The following is a 14,538-nucleotide window of genomic DNA, read 5'->3' as shown; positions in this document are numbered from 1 at the left end:
GTGGTTGTTCAGCTGGTTCGACAATGAGGCTTCCTCGGAGTTCCTGGAAAATTGATCACTCGACCGCAAGCGACTGGCGTCTGACGTGTGCTGGACGTTCTGCGGTGAACGCCCATCCTTCGATCGCTGTGAAGGTCGGTCAATGACCCGCCGTCCTAATCGGTCAATCCGCTTGTTCGGGCCCGCCAGGCCGAGATGTGACCGGTCAACTTGCAGTGTCGAAGTGGCAGGCACCGGAGTTCGCGTGGATTCACGGGGAAGATCACGACCAGCTTGCTCGCGCCCCGCGAGCCGGCCCGGCCGATCGATCATCTTGACCGGTCCAACCCCGCCGGAGGACGCGAGAACGGGCATTCCGACCGACTTCTGGCGCGCGTGTTGACCGGCATGCGACATGGCTCACACCATTGACCGCCAATCTGCCACCTGGCTCGACCGGAGCTGTGAGAACCATGAGCGTTGAAGTTCTGACCATTCTCGTCCTCGTGCTGATCTTCATCATCGGCACCGCGAGATCGGTCAATCTCGGAGTCCTCGGGCTCGTCGCCGCATTCGCCGTGGGCGGACTCGCCGTCGGGATGACCACCGAGGACATCTTCGGAGGGTTCCCGGTGGACCTGTTCATCGCCCTCGTGGGCCTCACGTTCCTCTTCGGGTTCGCCCAGCGGAACGGAACCGTCGACCTTCTCGTGAAGTGGGGCCTGCAGGTGGTCCGCGGCAAGGTCGCGGCAGCACCGTGGATCTTCTTCGTCCTCACGGGACTCCTGATGTCGATCGGTGCGATCTTCGCGATCGCGTGCGTGGCCCCGCTTGCCATCCCCTTCGCCCGCCGCTACAAGATCGACCAGCTGATGATGGGCATGATGGTCGTCCACGGCGGCATGGCCGGCGCGTTCTCGCCGCTCAGCGTCTACGGTGTGTTCGTCAACGGCTACCTGGAGTCCCAGGACCTTCCCGTCGACCACCTCGCGCTGTTCACGACGTCGTTCGCGTTCAACACCGGCATTGCCCTGCTCGTCTACTTCACCATGGGCGGGCGGAAGCTCCTGGGCGGTAGCGGCGCGGTCGTCGAGTCGGGCTACGGCGAGCCGCCGCAGACCGTCCCCGCCAGTTCGGGGAAGCACCGTGGCCGGCAGGACCTGATCGCGCTCGCACCGGAGTCGGCCGCCGAAACCACCAGCCCGCGTTCGGCAGAGCTCTCGCCCTACCAGTTCCTGACCTTGGCCGGCCTGGTCGCCATGATCGTCGGCACAGCCGCATTCGGCGTCGACATCGGTGTCATCTCGATGACGGTCGCGGCCGTACTCGCCATCGTCGACCCGGATGACGCGAAGGCGGCGCTCACCGATGTCAGCTGGAGCACGGTAGTCCTCGTCGGTGGAGTCCTCACCTACATCAACGTTCTCGAGACCGCAGGCACCGTGGAGTTCGCCAGCCACGCGATCACGGGACTCGGTACGCCGCTGTTGGCCATCCTGCTTCTGTGCTACTTGTCGGGCATCGTGTCCGCGCTCGCATCGTCGATCGGCACCATTGGTGTCGCAGTCGCGATCGCAGCTCCGCTGATGGCCTCCGGCGAACTCGGCGTGATCGGCGCAGCCGCCGCCCTCTCCATCTCCGCCACCATCGTCGACGTCAGCCCGTTCTCGACCAATGGCGCCCTGGTCCTCGCCAACGTCGATGCCGCCCACCGCGAGGCCTTCTACAAGCGCATGCTGGTGTACGCGGGTCTGGTGGTGCTCCTCGCGCCGCTCGTGGCGTGGACCTTCGTCTTCCTGCCGATCTGACCGAGGTCGGCGCGGGAGCACGCGCTCAGCCGAATGGGCTGCGCGGGTGTCGGGTGCGGATCAGGTTGAGGGCGATCTCCCGGTTGTGCTCGTTGTCCAGGTGCGCGGCCTGGGCGGCCATTTCCTCGTCGCCGGCGACGATGGCGTGGAGCAGGGCGAGATGACCTCGCCAGACGTGTTCTGGGTCCGGGCTCGTCTGGTAGGCCCAGGAAAGCCGGCCGATGAGAGGTTCGACGCGTTCGGTGACGAAGCGGTTGGCCGCGGTGCGCCTCAGCAACGCGTGGAACTCGTGGTTGGTGCGGCCGATCGCTTGGGTGTCGTTGTCGTCGATGGCTCTGCGGTTGGCGCGGACGACTTCGTGGAGGGCGGTCGTGGCAGCCTCATCGGCGTACCTGGTGGCCAAACGTGCTGCCAGTGCTTCCAAAGCGCCGCGGACGTCGAACATCTCGTTGATCTCGTCGGCATCCAGTTGGCGGACGACGACGCCCCCGGTGGGTGCCGCGACCAGGTAGCCCTCGGCTTCCAGGAGGCGCAGGGCTTCGCGGACGGGCACGCGGGAGACGTTCATCCGGTCGGCGATCTCGCGTTCCAGCAGTCGTTGTCCCGGGTGCAAGCTGCCGTCGGCGATGCGGGCGCGGATCTCTCGTCGCACCCAATCGCGCAGCGCGTTCGGCAACTTGGCCGCATTGCTCTCCGGGTGGCGCAGCGAAGTCATCGTTCCTCGGTTCGGGAGGTCGATCGTCTCGGCAAGGCCGACTTCCCTCTCAGCACACCACAGGCGCGAGGAGAAAGGTAGTACGGGCGATCCCTCTCGCGGAGCCGTCGTCCAGTTGTCGGCTGTCGCGGTTCGAACAGGCGGTGCCCGCAGCACGGCCACGGACACCGCCCTGGTGTTCGGAACCGGCGTTCATTGCCCGCCCGCGGAAGGGCTCGTTTCAGAGATGTCCTCCCCCTGCGAATCCGGTTTCGACGCGCGTCGGCGGAGCGCCCGGTCGAGTTGTCGGCGGTCGAGCTGCCCTTCCCAGCGGGCCACGATCAAGGTAGCGATCACGTTGCCGATCAAGTTCGTGGCGGTGCGTCCCTTGGCCATGATCCGGTCCGGGCCCAGGATCAACACCGCCGCGGCTGCGGGAATGCCGCCGACGGCTCCGATCGTGGCGGTGAGCGCGACGAACGCCGATCCCGCGACCCCTGCCATGCCCTTGGAGGTCAGCACGGCGACCAGGATGATCGTGAGCAGCTCTGAGAATCCGAGGTCGGTGCCCAGCGCTTGGGCCAGGAACACCACTGATGCGGAGAGGTAGATGGAGGCGCCGTCCAGGTTGAACGAGTATCCGGTCGGCACGACCAGCCCGACCACGGTCCGGGAGCAGCCGGCCTCTTCGAGCTTCTTGGTGATCTGCGGCAGCACGGCTTCCGAGGAGCCGGTGAACGCCGCGGTGACCAGTTCCTCGCGGACGTAGTTCACGAGCCGGAAGAACCCGACGCCGGTGGTCACCCGCAACAGCACCGCGAGGAGGACGAGGAACACCACGAGTGCGAGGTAGAAGGCCCCGATCATCTTCCCGAAGCTGGTCAGCGATTCGAGTCCGTACTCGCCGACGGTGTAGGCCATGACGCCGAACGTCGCGATCGGCGCGAGTTTCATCACCCAGCCCACGATCGTGAAGATGATGTCCTGCAGCCTCTCGATCAAGGACATCAAGGGCCGGGCGCGTTCGCCGGCGTGGATCATCGCGATCCCGAACAGCACGGAGAACAGCAGGACTTGGAGCAAGCTGTTCTCGGCGAAGGCCCCGATCACGCTTTCCGGGATGATGTCCAGGAGGAACTCCGAGGTGCTCGCCGGGGCGCCGTCGGTCTTCTCCTGCGCCGCGCCGGGATCGAGCGTGGCCGGGTCCACGTTGAGCCCGCGGCCCGGCGCGATGATCTCAGTGACCACCAGGCCCACCACGAGTGCGACGGTGGAGACGATCTCGAAGTAGATGAGCGCCTTCAGGCCGATGCGGCGGAGGGTGGCGAGGTCACCGGCCCCGGCGATCCCGATCACCACGACGCAGAACACCAAGGGCGCGATGATCATCTTGACGAGTTTGACGAAAGCGTCCCCGAGCGGTTTGAGCGCGGAGCCGAACTCCGGCCACACCGCGCCCACGATGGCGCCCAGGACCAGTCCTGCCGCGATCTGGAAGAACAGCGATCGGTAGAAGGGCCTTTTCGCGGTCCTCTGGACTTTGCGCTTGGAAGGCCACGGCATCGTGGATCACCCTCTTGCGTCGCTGTCGACGTGCGTGATGCCGAGGCGTGCGCGCAGAGCCGCCGTCGTCGTCTGATCGAGCAGCGCCTCAGCGTCGCTCAGCGTGGTGAACGGGCGTGCGCCGACGAACTTCTCCACCTGCGGGGCGGAGATGTCCAGTTGGGACAGTAGTGTCCGCAGCTGTGCTTCCGGAAGCATGTTGATCCAGCGAATGCCCCGTTCGAGAGCTCCGCTGTCGGAGCAGTAGCCGAGCAGGCGCAGCCTGGAGAGGCCTCCGTCGGGGAAGATGTTCAGGCGTACATGGGTGGCCTGCTTCTGGGTTTCGGTGTGGAAGCGGTGGACCTGATCGGGCTGGAGCCGCTGGCGCGCCACTAGCGTCCACCACGCCGTCGGGTCGTTCAGGTCGTCGGTCGAGGCATCACATGCCAGAAGTGCGCATGAGTCGGGCGCGTTTCCGATGTAGCGCGAGGTGTCCACGATCGCCTGGTGGATGTGCCCTGGCGCTGCGAGGCACACGGTCAACCAGTCGTGGCCGTCGTCGCGGCGGCGTTTCGTCTCCCACCCGTCCTTGGTCGTGCGCGCGGTCCCGGGGGTGATGACGTTCGACGCCGGGTTGAAGAATCCGTCGCTCTGCTCGATGACCCGGCCGCCGTTGTCGAGAGCGGCCAGGTCCCAGGACAGCCCGCTGAAGTCGAGCGGGTCGCGCACGGCTTCTCCGTGCACCCGCAGGCGGGCGACGCCACCATCGGGATGGATGCACAACCGCACGTGCGTGAACCTGGTCCGATCGTGCACCGGGTAGGCGTTCTCCGAGTCGCCTTCGCAGGGTGTCTCCGGGACGATGTCGACCCATTCGGCATCCGCGAGATCTTCCGGAGCGGGGTATCCGTCCAGCGCGCATGCCTGCACGGAGATGCGGTCGGGGTAGTTCCCCCGAAAGAACGCGGTGTCCACCACGACGCCGTGCACAACTCCGGGGACCCCCAGCCGGATGACGACCCAGTCGTGTCCTGCAGTGCGCCTGCGGCGGGTTTCCCAGCCGTCGTAGATCCCACCGCGGTTCCCGGACTGCCCTTTGCAGGAAACGGGTGCTTCCGGTTTGATCAGATTCTCCTTCTCGACGAAGAACTCGTCGTTGGTGATGACAACGCTACCGCCGATGTTGCGGGAAGCGAGATCCGTGAAATGGGCGAAATCGACCACGGTGCGGCCTTTCGTGTTGTTTTTGAGAGGAGTTTGCGGACGGAGGGGAACCGGTCCGTCGGTGGAGTCGAGTCTTGCCAGGTGGGCGGCCCGTTTCAAGACGTCGCGCGTATACAACTCTGGTATACGCACGCGGCTCTTGAACGCGGGATCCGCTGATCGCAAGCTGTCTACCAACACCGATGCTGGTCCGTCGTGCGGGGCGGCGACCGGCGTTTCGACTCGTGGCCGAATTGTGTTCTCGAGTTTCTATTTCTCTCCTGGGGCGACTTGTTTCTGGAGGTTGATCGTGGTCCACCTGTTCGTCAACGGAGGTGCTCTGCGCGGCGGCGGGGCCCATCGGTACATCGAGGGTTGCCCATTTGTCGGTGAATTGCGCACTGCTCCGCACTATCGGTTCGTCTGCGTGCGCAACAGGTTTCCGGCCTTGTGGCCGGTGTCGCACGGCGGTGCCCCGATCTGGGGCGAGGTCTACGATGTCCCGCTGGATCGGCTGCGCGATCAGTTCCTGCCCAACGAGTCGCCCGAGCTGGAGCTCGGTGTCATCGAGCTGGAGGACGGAACGTCGTCGTTGGCGATGTTGCTCCGACGAACCGAACGTCTGCCCGGCAAGTACGAAGACATCACCGGCTACGGCGGTTGGCGCAACTACCGCGACGAGGTTCCACCGACCAGTGGCAAGCCGTCCGGGCGTGACGGGGGCAGATGATGGCGGGATCTCGGGTAGTGCGTGGTGCCGCGAAGGGTTTCGCTTCCTTCCTCGCCGTTCTCGAGAAGGTCGGCAATCGTGTTCCGCAACCGTTCGTGCTGTTCTGCTGGTTGTTCGTCCTGGTCGCTCTTGCATCCACGATCGCGGATGTGCTGGGCGCCTCGGTCACCGTTCCCGGACGAGATCAGGTTCTCGACGTTCGCGGGGTGCTGTCCCTGGACGGGCTCCTGTACCTGCTCGGCCACGTCATCACGAACTTCATCGAATTTCCGGGGCTCGGCAACATCTTCGTCATGGTGATGGCGGTCAACGTCACCATGGGCACGGGGTTCCTCGAAGCAGGTGTGCGCTGGCTGCTCTCGCGGGTTCCTGACCGGGGAGTTCCCTACGCGGTGGCGTTCGTCGCGGCGCAGGGCCACGTCTTCTCCGACGCGTCCTACTTCGTGATCGCGCCGCTCGGTGCGGTCGCGTTCAAGGCCGCCGACCGCAATCCGCTGGCCGGCCTGATCGGTGCTTACGCGTGCCTGCAGGGCGGTTATGCAGGCGGCTTCGTCATCGGCACGCTGGACGCGACCTACATCGCGATCACCGAAGCGGCTGTGCAACTCGTCCCGGGCTTGCCGCCCGTGGACGTCCACATCGCGATGAACTACTTCTTCACCACCGCAGTGGGTCTGATCTTCCCGCTAGTGGGTGGTTGGCTGATCGCGCACGTGCTCGAACCGCGCTTGCCGGGCCGAGGGGAAGTGCTGACGGAACGCGTCGAGCTGGCACCTGAGCAGCGGCGCGGTCTCGTGATGGCGATGGCCGCGGTCAGCGCATACCTGGTGCTCCTCGCCGTTGGCACCCTGGTCCCTGGTACGCCGTTCCACGGCGTCGATGGAACGCTGCTCTCCTCGCCGTTGCTGGAGAACCTGGTGGCGGTCATCGGAGCGGCCTTCGTGCTGGTGGGTGTGGTCTTCGGTCTGGTCGCCGGGACGCTGACCAAGGAGAACGGGCTCCAGGTCTTGATGACCAAGGGGATGCGGGACATCGCAGGCCCGACCGTGGTCGTTTTCGTGATCGCACAGGTCTTCGGCGTCCTGACGTGGAGCAACCTCGGCGGTGTTCTGGCCATCGGACTGGCGGATCTGGCCAAGTCGTTGCACGTTGACGGCTTCCTGGCGTTGCTGGTCATGGTCTGCGTTTCGGCGGCCCTCAACATGGTGATCACCGGCGGTGGATCGCTGTGGTCCCTGGTCGGTCCTGTGATGGTTCCGAGCTTGATGCTCCTGGGACTGTCGCCGGCGGTGATTCAGGCCGCACATCGGATCGGGGACTCGACGACGACGCTGATCACCCCGATGTCGGTATTCCTGGTAGTTCTGCTGAGCATGGCACGGGAGTACGAACCCGGCCTGCGGCTGGGAACGCTGATGACGCGGCTGGCCATCTTCGTCATTCCGTACTTCGCAGTGTGGCTGGGCGTGCTCGGAATCTTCTACTTCCTCGACCTGCCGCTTGGCCCCGGAGCCGGAGTCGAGCTCGGCGCGCGTTGATCCAAGTCCCGCGAACCTGGAGGTCAAACGACATGTCAGAACTCGCCCACCACGTCGACCTCGCCTCGATCCGGCTGGGCGGCGCGGTCATCGCTGCCAACGACGAGTCATTCGGAAGCAAGGAGCACCTCCTCGACCCGCTGCCTCCGAAGTCGTACGCCGACCACATCGGACTCCGCGGCGAGCTTTACGACGGCTGGGAAACCCGCCGGAGCCGAAACCCGGGCAACGACTGGGTTATCGTGCGCCTCGGCGCTCCGGGGATCGTCCGGGAGGTCCTCATCGACACGAGCTTCTTCAAGGGGAACTGCCCGAAGGCGATCTCGATCCAGGCCTGTGGTGCGGAGGGCTATCTGCCTCCGGAGGAGCTGGTCACCCGGGACGACCTCGAATGGACGACTCTGGTAACGGAAACTCCCGTGGAGCGGGACAGCGAGAACCGGTTCTTGGTGGCGAACGAGCACCGGTTCACCCACGTGCGACTGAACATCCACCCCGATGGCGGAGTCGCTCGCCTGCGGGTGCTCGGTGACGTCGTCCCAGACCCGCGCCGCTTCGCCGGGGTATCGCTGGACCTGGCAGCTCAAGCGAACGGAGGCGTCGTGCTCGGCTGCAGCGACCAGTTCTTCGGGAACCCCTTCAACATCAACGCGCCCACACCGATGCTGCGTCACGAAAAGGGGTGGGAATCGACCCGGCGACGCGGTCCCGGGCATGACTGGATCGAGCTGCGGTTGGGCGGCAGGGGCGTCGTCCGGCACGTCGAGTACGACACCACCTACTACCGGGGCAACGCTCCGGAGAGTTTCCGCGTGCTCGGATGCGATGCTGAGGAGCGGGACCTCGCGGACCCGAGGGCGTGGTATGAACTGCTGCCGCGAACCAGCGGACTGCACGACGCAGCGCACTGGTTCTCCGTCCCCGAACCGCGTCCCACCACCCACGTGCGCCTGGAGATCTACCCAGACGGAGGAGTTTCACGGCTGAAGCTCATCGGTGAGCTCGACGCGCTCGGCCGGGAAGCGACCACGATCCGCTGGCTGGACTCGTTGCCTCGAGCCAACGCTATCGCGGCTCTGACCTCACTCAGCGCGACCACCGAGACGGCCGTCGAGCTAGCCGACTCCCGGAAATTCGACACCGCGGAGAACGTCTGCGCTGCGCTGGAAGCACTGCCCTCCGGTAGCTCCGGACAAGTCGCTGAAGCACTGGCCGTCCTTCTGGGCCGACAGAGTAGGTGCGGGCTCCTCCCATCTGGATGAGGGAGAGCGCTCCGGGTTCGTAGGAGCGTTGGTGCTGGCCGAGCCGTCCGTGGTCGAAGTGGTCGGGTTGGCTGCAGGGGGAGTTGCTCGCTGAGGCGGGCGGCCCGGGATGCTTCGGCTGGTTGGAATGCGCTGGCTGCCTGCTGCCGGGGCAGTGTGTTCGGCTCAGTCGAGTTTTTCGATTGTTGCGACGGATTCCCAGTGGGCGCCGAGGGTGTTGAGCAGGGTTGCGATGTCGGCGTCGCGGGCGATGTCGTTGCCTGCCAGCAGTGCCTCGTCCAGTCGTCGGGCGCGCTGGTGCACCTGGGTGAGCACCGCCTCGCCTTCCTCGGTGAGGGACAGCAGTTTGCGGCGGGCGTCGCGCGGGGATTCGACGCGCCGGATGAGGTTTCGCCGCTCGAGCCTGCGGCACAGGTCGGCCATCGTCGAGGTGTCCAGCGCGGCGGCGTCGGCCAGTGAGCTCTGGTCGCTGCCCGGATAGGCGCGGACAGCGGAGAGCACCGCGAACTGCGGGCCGGTCAGCACCGAGTCGACGTGGCGGTTCCAGGCGGCGAGGTAGGCCTGGTACAGGCGACGGGCGCCGTAGCCGGGGGCGGCCAGCAGGTCGGCGGGCGGTGCCGGATCGACGGCAGACGCACCCGAGGCGCGCCGGCCCGCGCGCGTTGGCTCCCCCATTGAGTTCCTCCCATGCGGCTCGCGCACCTGGGTCAGGTGCCCGTTGATGATACGTGCCCGGATGGTTGTGCCTGGGTGCGGGACCGGGCTGTGGCGGGCCCGTCCGGATGGTGCAGCGCGGGCTCGTGCAACGGGGTCGTCCTGTTCGTCGGGTCGGCCGAACGGTCGGTCTCCGCGCGGGCCCGGTACGCGGAGGTGCTGCGAAAAACAACTCTTGCGCCTCCGGATAATACGTGCTCGGATTAACTTCGGAGGTGGTCAACGGTGGACCAGAACCTGTTCAACGACATCTGCTTGCAGCAGCTGCGCCTGTCCGGCGTGCACGAGGGGGAGACGGTCGTCGTCCTCACTCGCGGTGGGGAGCGCGCGGCGTACGCGGACGCGTTCCTGTGGGCCGCGCAGCAGTTGGGAGCCGCGGCGTTCCACATGCGGTTGCCCTCGCCGGCGAGTGCTTCGGGGGCGTGGGCCGTGGGCGACTCCGGCCTCGGGAACATCCCCAAGGCCGTGGAGGCGCTCAAGGGCGTCGACATGGTCGTGGACTGCACCTTCTTGCTGTTCAGCAAGGAGCAGTTCGCCATCCAGGACGCCGGGGTTCGGATCCTGACCGCCGTCGAGCCGCCGGAGCTGCTGGCCCGGTTGATGCCGACGAAGGAGTTGCGCGAGCGGGTGGAGATCGGCGCCGAACTGCTGGCCAAGGCGAGCACCATGCGGATCACCAGCCCGGCGGGCACCGACGTCACCTACAAGCTCGGCATGTACCCGACGTTGTCGGAGTACGGCTACACCGACACCCCCGGGCGATGGGACCACTGGCCGGCCGCGTTCGTGTTCACCGGCGGAGCCGACGACGGTGTGGACGGGAAGATCGTGCTCTCGCCCGGAGACGTGCTCCTGCCGTTCAACACCTACGTGCAGACCCCGGTGGAGATCACCATCGAGGAGGGCTTCATCCGCGACATCCGCGGCGGCGCCGGGTCCTCCGGGCTGGACGCCGATCTGCTGCGCTCCTACATCGAGAGCTTCGACGACCCGCGCGGCTACGGGATGAGCCACGTCGGCTGGGGCCTCGACGAGCGCGCCCACTGGCACGGCCTGACCCAGTTCCCCGGCGGGATGGGCATGGAGCTGCGCAGCTTCTACGGCAACGTGATGTTCTCCATCGGGCCGAACAACGAGCTGGGCGGCCCCAACGACACCGCCTGCCACTTCGACATCCCGATGCGCGGCAACTCGCTGTACCTCGACGACGAGCTGATCGTCGACGCCGGCGAGCTGACCGTCGCCGAGATGCGCCCGGCCGGTGGCCGATGAGCGCGGGCGCGGCGGTGCGCGAGCACCACGTCGGGATGATCGTGCCCAGCTCGAACCTCACCATGGAGACCGAGCTGCCGCGGATGCTGCGAGCTCGGCAGGAGATCGATCCGGCGGAGCAGTTCATCTTCCACTCCGCCCGGGCGCGGATGCGGCACGTGACCCCTGAACAACTGCGGGCGATGAACGCGCAGGCCGAGCGAGCGGCGGCGGAACTGGCCGACGCCCGCCCGTCGGTCGTGGTCACCGCGTGCCTGGTGGCGATCATGGCGCAGGGGCCGGGCTACCACTGCACCGCGGAGGACGACATCACCCGCGCGCTGCGCGCCGAGGGGTCCGACGCCCCGGTCGTCTCCAGCGCTGGTGCACTGCTGTCCGGCATCGGTGCGTTGGGCGCGCGCAAGGTCGCGATCCTGACGCCGTACATGAAGCCGCTGACCAAGGCGGTGGCGGACTACATCGAGGACGCCGGGATCGAGGTGGTGGACGCGCTCTCGCTGGAGGTGCCGGACAACCTCGCCGTGGCGCGGCTGGATCCGGCCGATCTGCGCGAGCACCACCGCAAGCTCGACCTGTCCAACGCCGACGCGCTGGTCCTGTCGGCCTGCGTGCAGATGCCGTCCCTGCCCTCGATCCAGCCGGTCGAGGACGAGGTGGGGATCCCGGTGCTCTCGGCCGCGACCGCCACCACCTTCCGGATCCTGTCCGAGCTCGGACTCGAACCCCGAGTGCCCGGTGCGGGCAGGCTGCTCAGCGGAGCGGTCGCCGCCCCGGGAGTTCCCGCGCACGCGGTCTGACCCCGGCGCGCGACGCTCGTGGCCGGGGCTGCCCCCGCTGGGGCGTCCCCGGCTCCTCGGGCTGCGCGTTCTCACCCGTTGCGAGCTCGTGCTCGCTCGTCCGCATCCTGATCGCTCGCGCTCTCTTCGCGCCGATCAAGTGCGCGTCAAACGGTAATCATCTGCGAACAAATCCTTTTCAAACAAGACCTTGCATATCCGGATAGTACGTGTTCGGATCACCTGAATCCGGCGCGGTTCCGGCGAGGACGAGGAGGCCAGCGTGGCTGCGAGCCAGTCGTTCGAAGTCGTTGTTGTCGGTGCCGGTCTGGGAGGCCTGTGCGCCGCGCTGTCGCTGCGGCAGCGCGGACTGCGGGTCACCGTGGTCGAAGCGGCCCCGCAGCTGGGGGAGATCGGCGCCGGAATCCAGACCGCGCCCAACGCCAGCCGGATCCTGATCGGCCTCGGACTCCGCGCCGAGCTCGAACGCGTGCGCACCGAACCGCAGGACCAGGTCCGCCGCCGCTGGGCGGACGGCAGCATCATCGGCCAGCTGCCGCTCGGGCAGCGGGTGATCGACCAGTACGGGGCTCCCTACTGGCACTACCACCGCGCCGACCTGCACGGCGTCCTGCTCGCGGCCTGCTTGGACCCGACGGGCCCCGGGCCGGTGGTCGAGGTCGCCACCTCGGCGCAGGTGGTCGACCTCGACCGCACCGATCCGGCGCGCCCGGCGGTGCTGACCGCTGACGGGCGCCGGTTCACCGGGGACGTCGTGATCGGAGCGGACGGCATCCGGTCCGCGGTGCGGGATCTGGCGGGCTTCGACGACACCCTGGAGTTCTCCGGGGAGATGGCCTACCGCGCGCTGATCCCCGGCGACCTGGTGGCCGCCGACCCGGCGACCCGGTTCCTCGTGGACCGCTTCCACTCCACCATCTGGTACGGCCCGGACAAGCACCTGGTGCACTACCTGATCCGCGGCGGCCAGTACCTCAACGTCGTCGCGATCGTCCCGTGCACCGAGGACATCGCCCGCGACTGGAGCGGCCCGGCGACCGCGGCGCAGCTCGCCGCGGAGTACCAGGACTGGGACGACCGCGTGCCGGCCGTGCTGGCCAAGGCCAAGGACGAGGACGTGTCGGTGTGGGCGATGTACCGCAGGCGCCGCGACCCGGTCTGGGTCGACGGGCGGGTCGCGCTGCTCGGCGATGCCTGCCACGCGATGCTGCCCTACCAGGCGCAGGGCGCTTCCCAGGCGATGGAGGACGCCGCTGTGCTCGCCGAGGAGCTGGGCCGGGTGACCCGCGACGGGATCGAGGCGGCCCTGATCCGCTACGTCGATCGACGGGCGAAGCACGCGGGCATGGTTCAGGATGCCTCCCTGCAGAACATGAGCTTCTACCACCTGCCCGACGGCCCGGAGCAGCGTGAGCGCGACGAGAAGCTGCGTCGCTTCGACGGTGAGTCCGACGTGTCCTACGACTGGCTGTGGAGCGGCAGCCCGCTCACCGACCCGGACACCGAATCCATCCAATACCAGTTCGCACGCTGACGCGTGACGCCGCCGCCACAGCACAACGGAGTGACTCATGCGTACCGGAGACCAAGTCGTCCAGGACCTGCCCTGGCGATGGAGCGTGCAAGGCAAGATCTTCCTGATCGGCGGGCTGGGCTACATGTTCGATGCCTGGGACGTCGCGCTGAACGGCTTCCTCACCCCGCTGGTGGGAACCGAGTTCGGGCTGTCACCGGGCCAGAAGGGACTGGTGGCCACCGCCAACCTGATCGGCATGGCCGTCGGTGCGGTCGCCTGGGGGACGGTGGCCGACCGCATCGGCCGCAAGCGGGCGTTCAGCATCACGCTGCTGCTCTTCGCGCTGTTCTCCGCGGTCGGCGCGCTGTCGCCGAACCTGGAGATCTTCCTGCTCCTGCGCTTCCTCGCCGGAGTCGGTCTCGGCGGGTGCATCCCGGTCGACTACGCGATCGTCAGCGAGTTCTCACCCCGCCGACAACGGGGGCGGGTGCTCTCGGCGATGGACGGCTGGTGGCCGGTGGGGACCACGCTGGCGGGCGTCTCGGCGACGTTGCTCGTCCCGGTGGACGGCAACTGGCGCTGGATGCTGGTGCTGATGATCCTGCCTGCGGTCCTGCTGATCTGGGTGCGCCGCGGTGTGCCGGAATCCCCGCTGTACCTGGTCCGCAAGGGCCGCGAGGACGAAGCTCGCGCGGTCATCGACGATCTCGTCCGGCGCACCGGGGCGAAGCCCGAGCCCTACGTGATTCCGGCGGCGGTCGCGGAGGACACCCGCGGCGGGGCGCTGGCGGCGGCGTTCGACCAGCTCCGCCGGGTGTGGGCCTTCAACCCGCGGATCACCGCGGTGTCGTGGACGTTGTTCACCAGCGTGATGCTCGTGTACTACGCCGCGCTGAGCTGGATGCCGTCCATCCTGAAGGCGGAGGGCTTCGGCGAGATCGCCGCCTTCGCCTCCACCGCGCTGATGAACGCGGTGGGCATCGTCGGCGTCGTGCTGGCGGTGCTCGTGGTGGACTGGGTGGGCCGCAAGCGGGTCATCGCGACCGCGGGCCCGGCCATGGCGGTGTTGCTGGTGGTGTTCTCGTTGCTGCTGGGCACACCTTCCTTGGCGGTCGTGGCGATCGGCGCCTTCGGCCTGTTCGCGCTGACGGTCATCCCGGTCATGTACGCCTACGTCTCCGAGCTCTACCCGACGGAGCTGCGCGCTTCGGGCTTCGGCTGGGCGTCGTCGTCGAGCCGCGCCGTCACCGGCTTCGCCCCGCTGCTGTTCGGCAGCGTGCTGTGGCCGGTGCTGGGCTTGCCGCTGACCTTCACCGTGCTCGGTGTGCTCGTGGTGGCCGCGGTCGTGTTCATGATGGTCGCCGCGCCGGAGACCCGGGGGCGCGAACTCGACCGCATCACCGATCCCGCGTCGTCGGCTGTGGAAACCCCTGCGACGCCGGATGCTTCGGTGCGCTGACGCCGAGAACCGCTGCCAGTGAAG

The 14,538-nt window shown here is 67.4% G+C and carries 12 protein-coding genes; 8 read left to right on the top strand and 4 right to left on the bottom strand.

The window, feature by feature from the left end:
* Positions 1-452 precede the first annotated feature (452 nt).
* Positions 453-1,787, top strand: a complete 1,335-nt coding sequence (locus C4T78_RS03725; RefSeq protein WP_093347215.1) for an SLC13 family permease — start codon at positions 453-455, stop codon at positions 1,785-1,787.
* Positions 1,788-1,812: 25 nt separating this feature from the next.
* Here C4T78_RS03725 and C4T78_RS03720 read toward each other — a convergent pair whose 3' ends face one another.
* Genes C4T78_RS03720 through alc (C4T78_RS03710) form a run of 3 tightly spaced genes read right to left on the bottom strand, consistent with a single transcriptional unit; the run spans position 1,813 to position 5,427 of the window.
* Entirely contained in the window at positions 1,813-2,664 is an 852-nt protein-coding gene (locus C4T78_RS03720) for a GntR family transcriptional regulator (RefSeq protein WP_143185739.1), read from the bottom strand.
* 30 nt (positions 2,665-2,694) lie between these two features.
* Positions 2,695-4,044, bottom strand: a complete 1,350-nt coding sequence (dctA, locus tag C4T78_RS03715; protein ID WP_093347221.1) for a C4-dicarboxylate transporter DctA — start codon at positions 4,042-4,044, stop codon at positions 2,695-2,697.
* A gap of 6 nt (positions 4,045-4,050) precedes the next feature.
* On the bottom strand, positions 4,051-5,427 hold the full coding sequence (gene alc / locus C4T78_RS03710) for an allantoicase (RefSeq protein WP_309599254.1): 1,377 nt from the start codon (positions 5,425-5,427) through the stop codon (positions 4,051-4,053).
* 109 nt (positions 5,428-5,536) lie between these two features.
* Here alc (C4T78_RS03710) and C4T78_RS03705 point away from each other — a divergent pair, with 109 nt between their 5' ends.
* From C4T78_RS03705 to alc (C4T78_RS03695), 3 genes are read left to right on the top strand one after another with little or no spacing between them, the layout of a single operon-like run.
* A complete protein-coding gene (locus C4T78_RS03705; protein ID WP_093348484.1) occupies positions 5,537-5,956 on the top strand; it encodes an allophanate hydrolase-related protein in 420 nt (139 codons plus the stop codon).
* A 17-nt stretch (positions 5,957-5,973) separates the two neighbouring features.
* The gene (locus tag C4T78_RS03700) at positions 5,974-7,494 is read left to right on the top strand and encodes an AbgT family transporter (RefSeq protein WP_177247409.1); all 1,521 of its coding nucleotides are present in this window, start codon (positions 5,974-5,976) and stop codon (positions 7,492-7,494) included.
* A 32-nt stretch (positions 7,495-7,526) separates the two neighbouring features.
* A complete protein-coding gene (alc, locus tag C4T78_RS03695) occupies positions 7,527-8,756 on the top strand; it encodes an allantoicase (RefSeq protein WP_093347229.1) in 1,230 nt (409 codons plus the stop codon).
* 165 nt (positions 8,757-8,921) lie between these two features.
* Here alc (C4T78_RS03695) and C4T78_RS03690 read toward each other — a convergent pair whose 3' ends face one another.
* Positions 8,922-9,431: a MarR family winged helix-turn-helix transcriptional regulator gene (locus tag C4T78_RS03690; protein WP_093347232.1), complete on the bottom strand. Its 510-nt coding sequence runs from the start codon at positions 9,429-9,431 to the stop codon at positions 8,922-8,924.
* A 264-nt stretch (positions 9,432-9,695) separates the two neighbouring features.
* Here C4T78_RS03690 and C4T78_RS03685 point away from each other — a divergent pair, with 264 nt between their 5' ends.
* From C4T78_RS03685 to C4T78_RS03670, 4 genes are all read left to right on the top strand, one after another.
* On the top strand, positions 9,696-10,742 hold the full coding sequence (locus C4T78_RS03685; protein WP_093347234.1) for a 2,5-dihydroxypyridine 5,6-dioxygenase NicX family protein: 1,047 nt from the start codon (positions 9,696-9,698) through the stop codon (positions 10,740-10,742).
* A gap of 14 nt (positions 10,743-10,756) precedes the next feature.
* On the top strand, positions 10,757-11,539 hold the full coding sequence (locus C4T78_RS03680; protein WP_093348487.1) for a maleate cis-trans isomerase family protein: 783 nt from the start codon (positions 10,757-10,759) through the stop codon (positions 11,537-11,539).
* A 262-nt stretch (positions 11,540-11,801) separates the two neighbouring features.
* Positions 11,802-13,073, top strand: coding sequence for an FAD-dependent oxidoreductase (locus C4T78_RS03675; protein ID WP_093347237.1), 1,272 nt, complete (start codon positions 11,802-11,804; stop codon positions 13,071-13,073).
* A gap of 37 nt (positions 13,074-13,110) precedes the next feature.
* Positions 13,111-14,514, top strand: a complete 1,404-nt coding sequence (locus C4T78_RS03670; RefSeq protein WP_093347240.1) for an MFS transporter — start codon at positions 13,111-13,113, stop codon at positions 14,512-14,514.
* Positions 14,515-14,538 lie beyond the last annotated feature (24 nt).

The organism is Saccharopolyspora kobensis, assembly GCF_900108315.1.
In the GTDB taxonomy this organism is placed as follows: Bacteria; Actinomycetota; Actinomycetes; order Mycobacteriales; family Pseudonocardiaceae; genus Saccharopolyspora; species Saccharopolyspora kobensis.
This window is presented reverse-complemented; position numbering and strand designations above follow the sequence as displayed.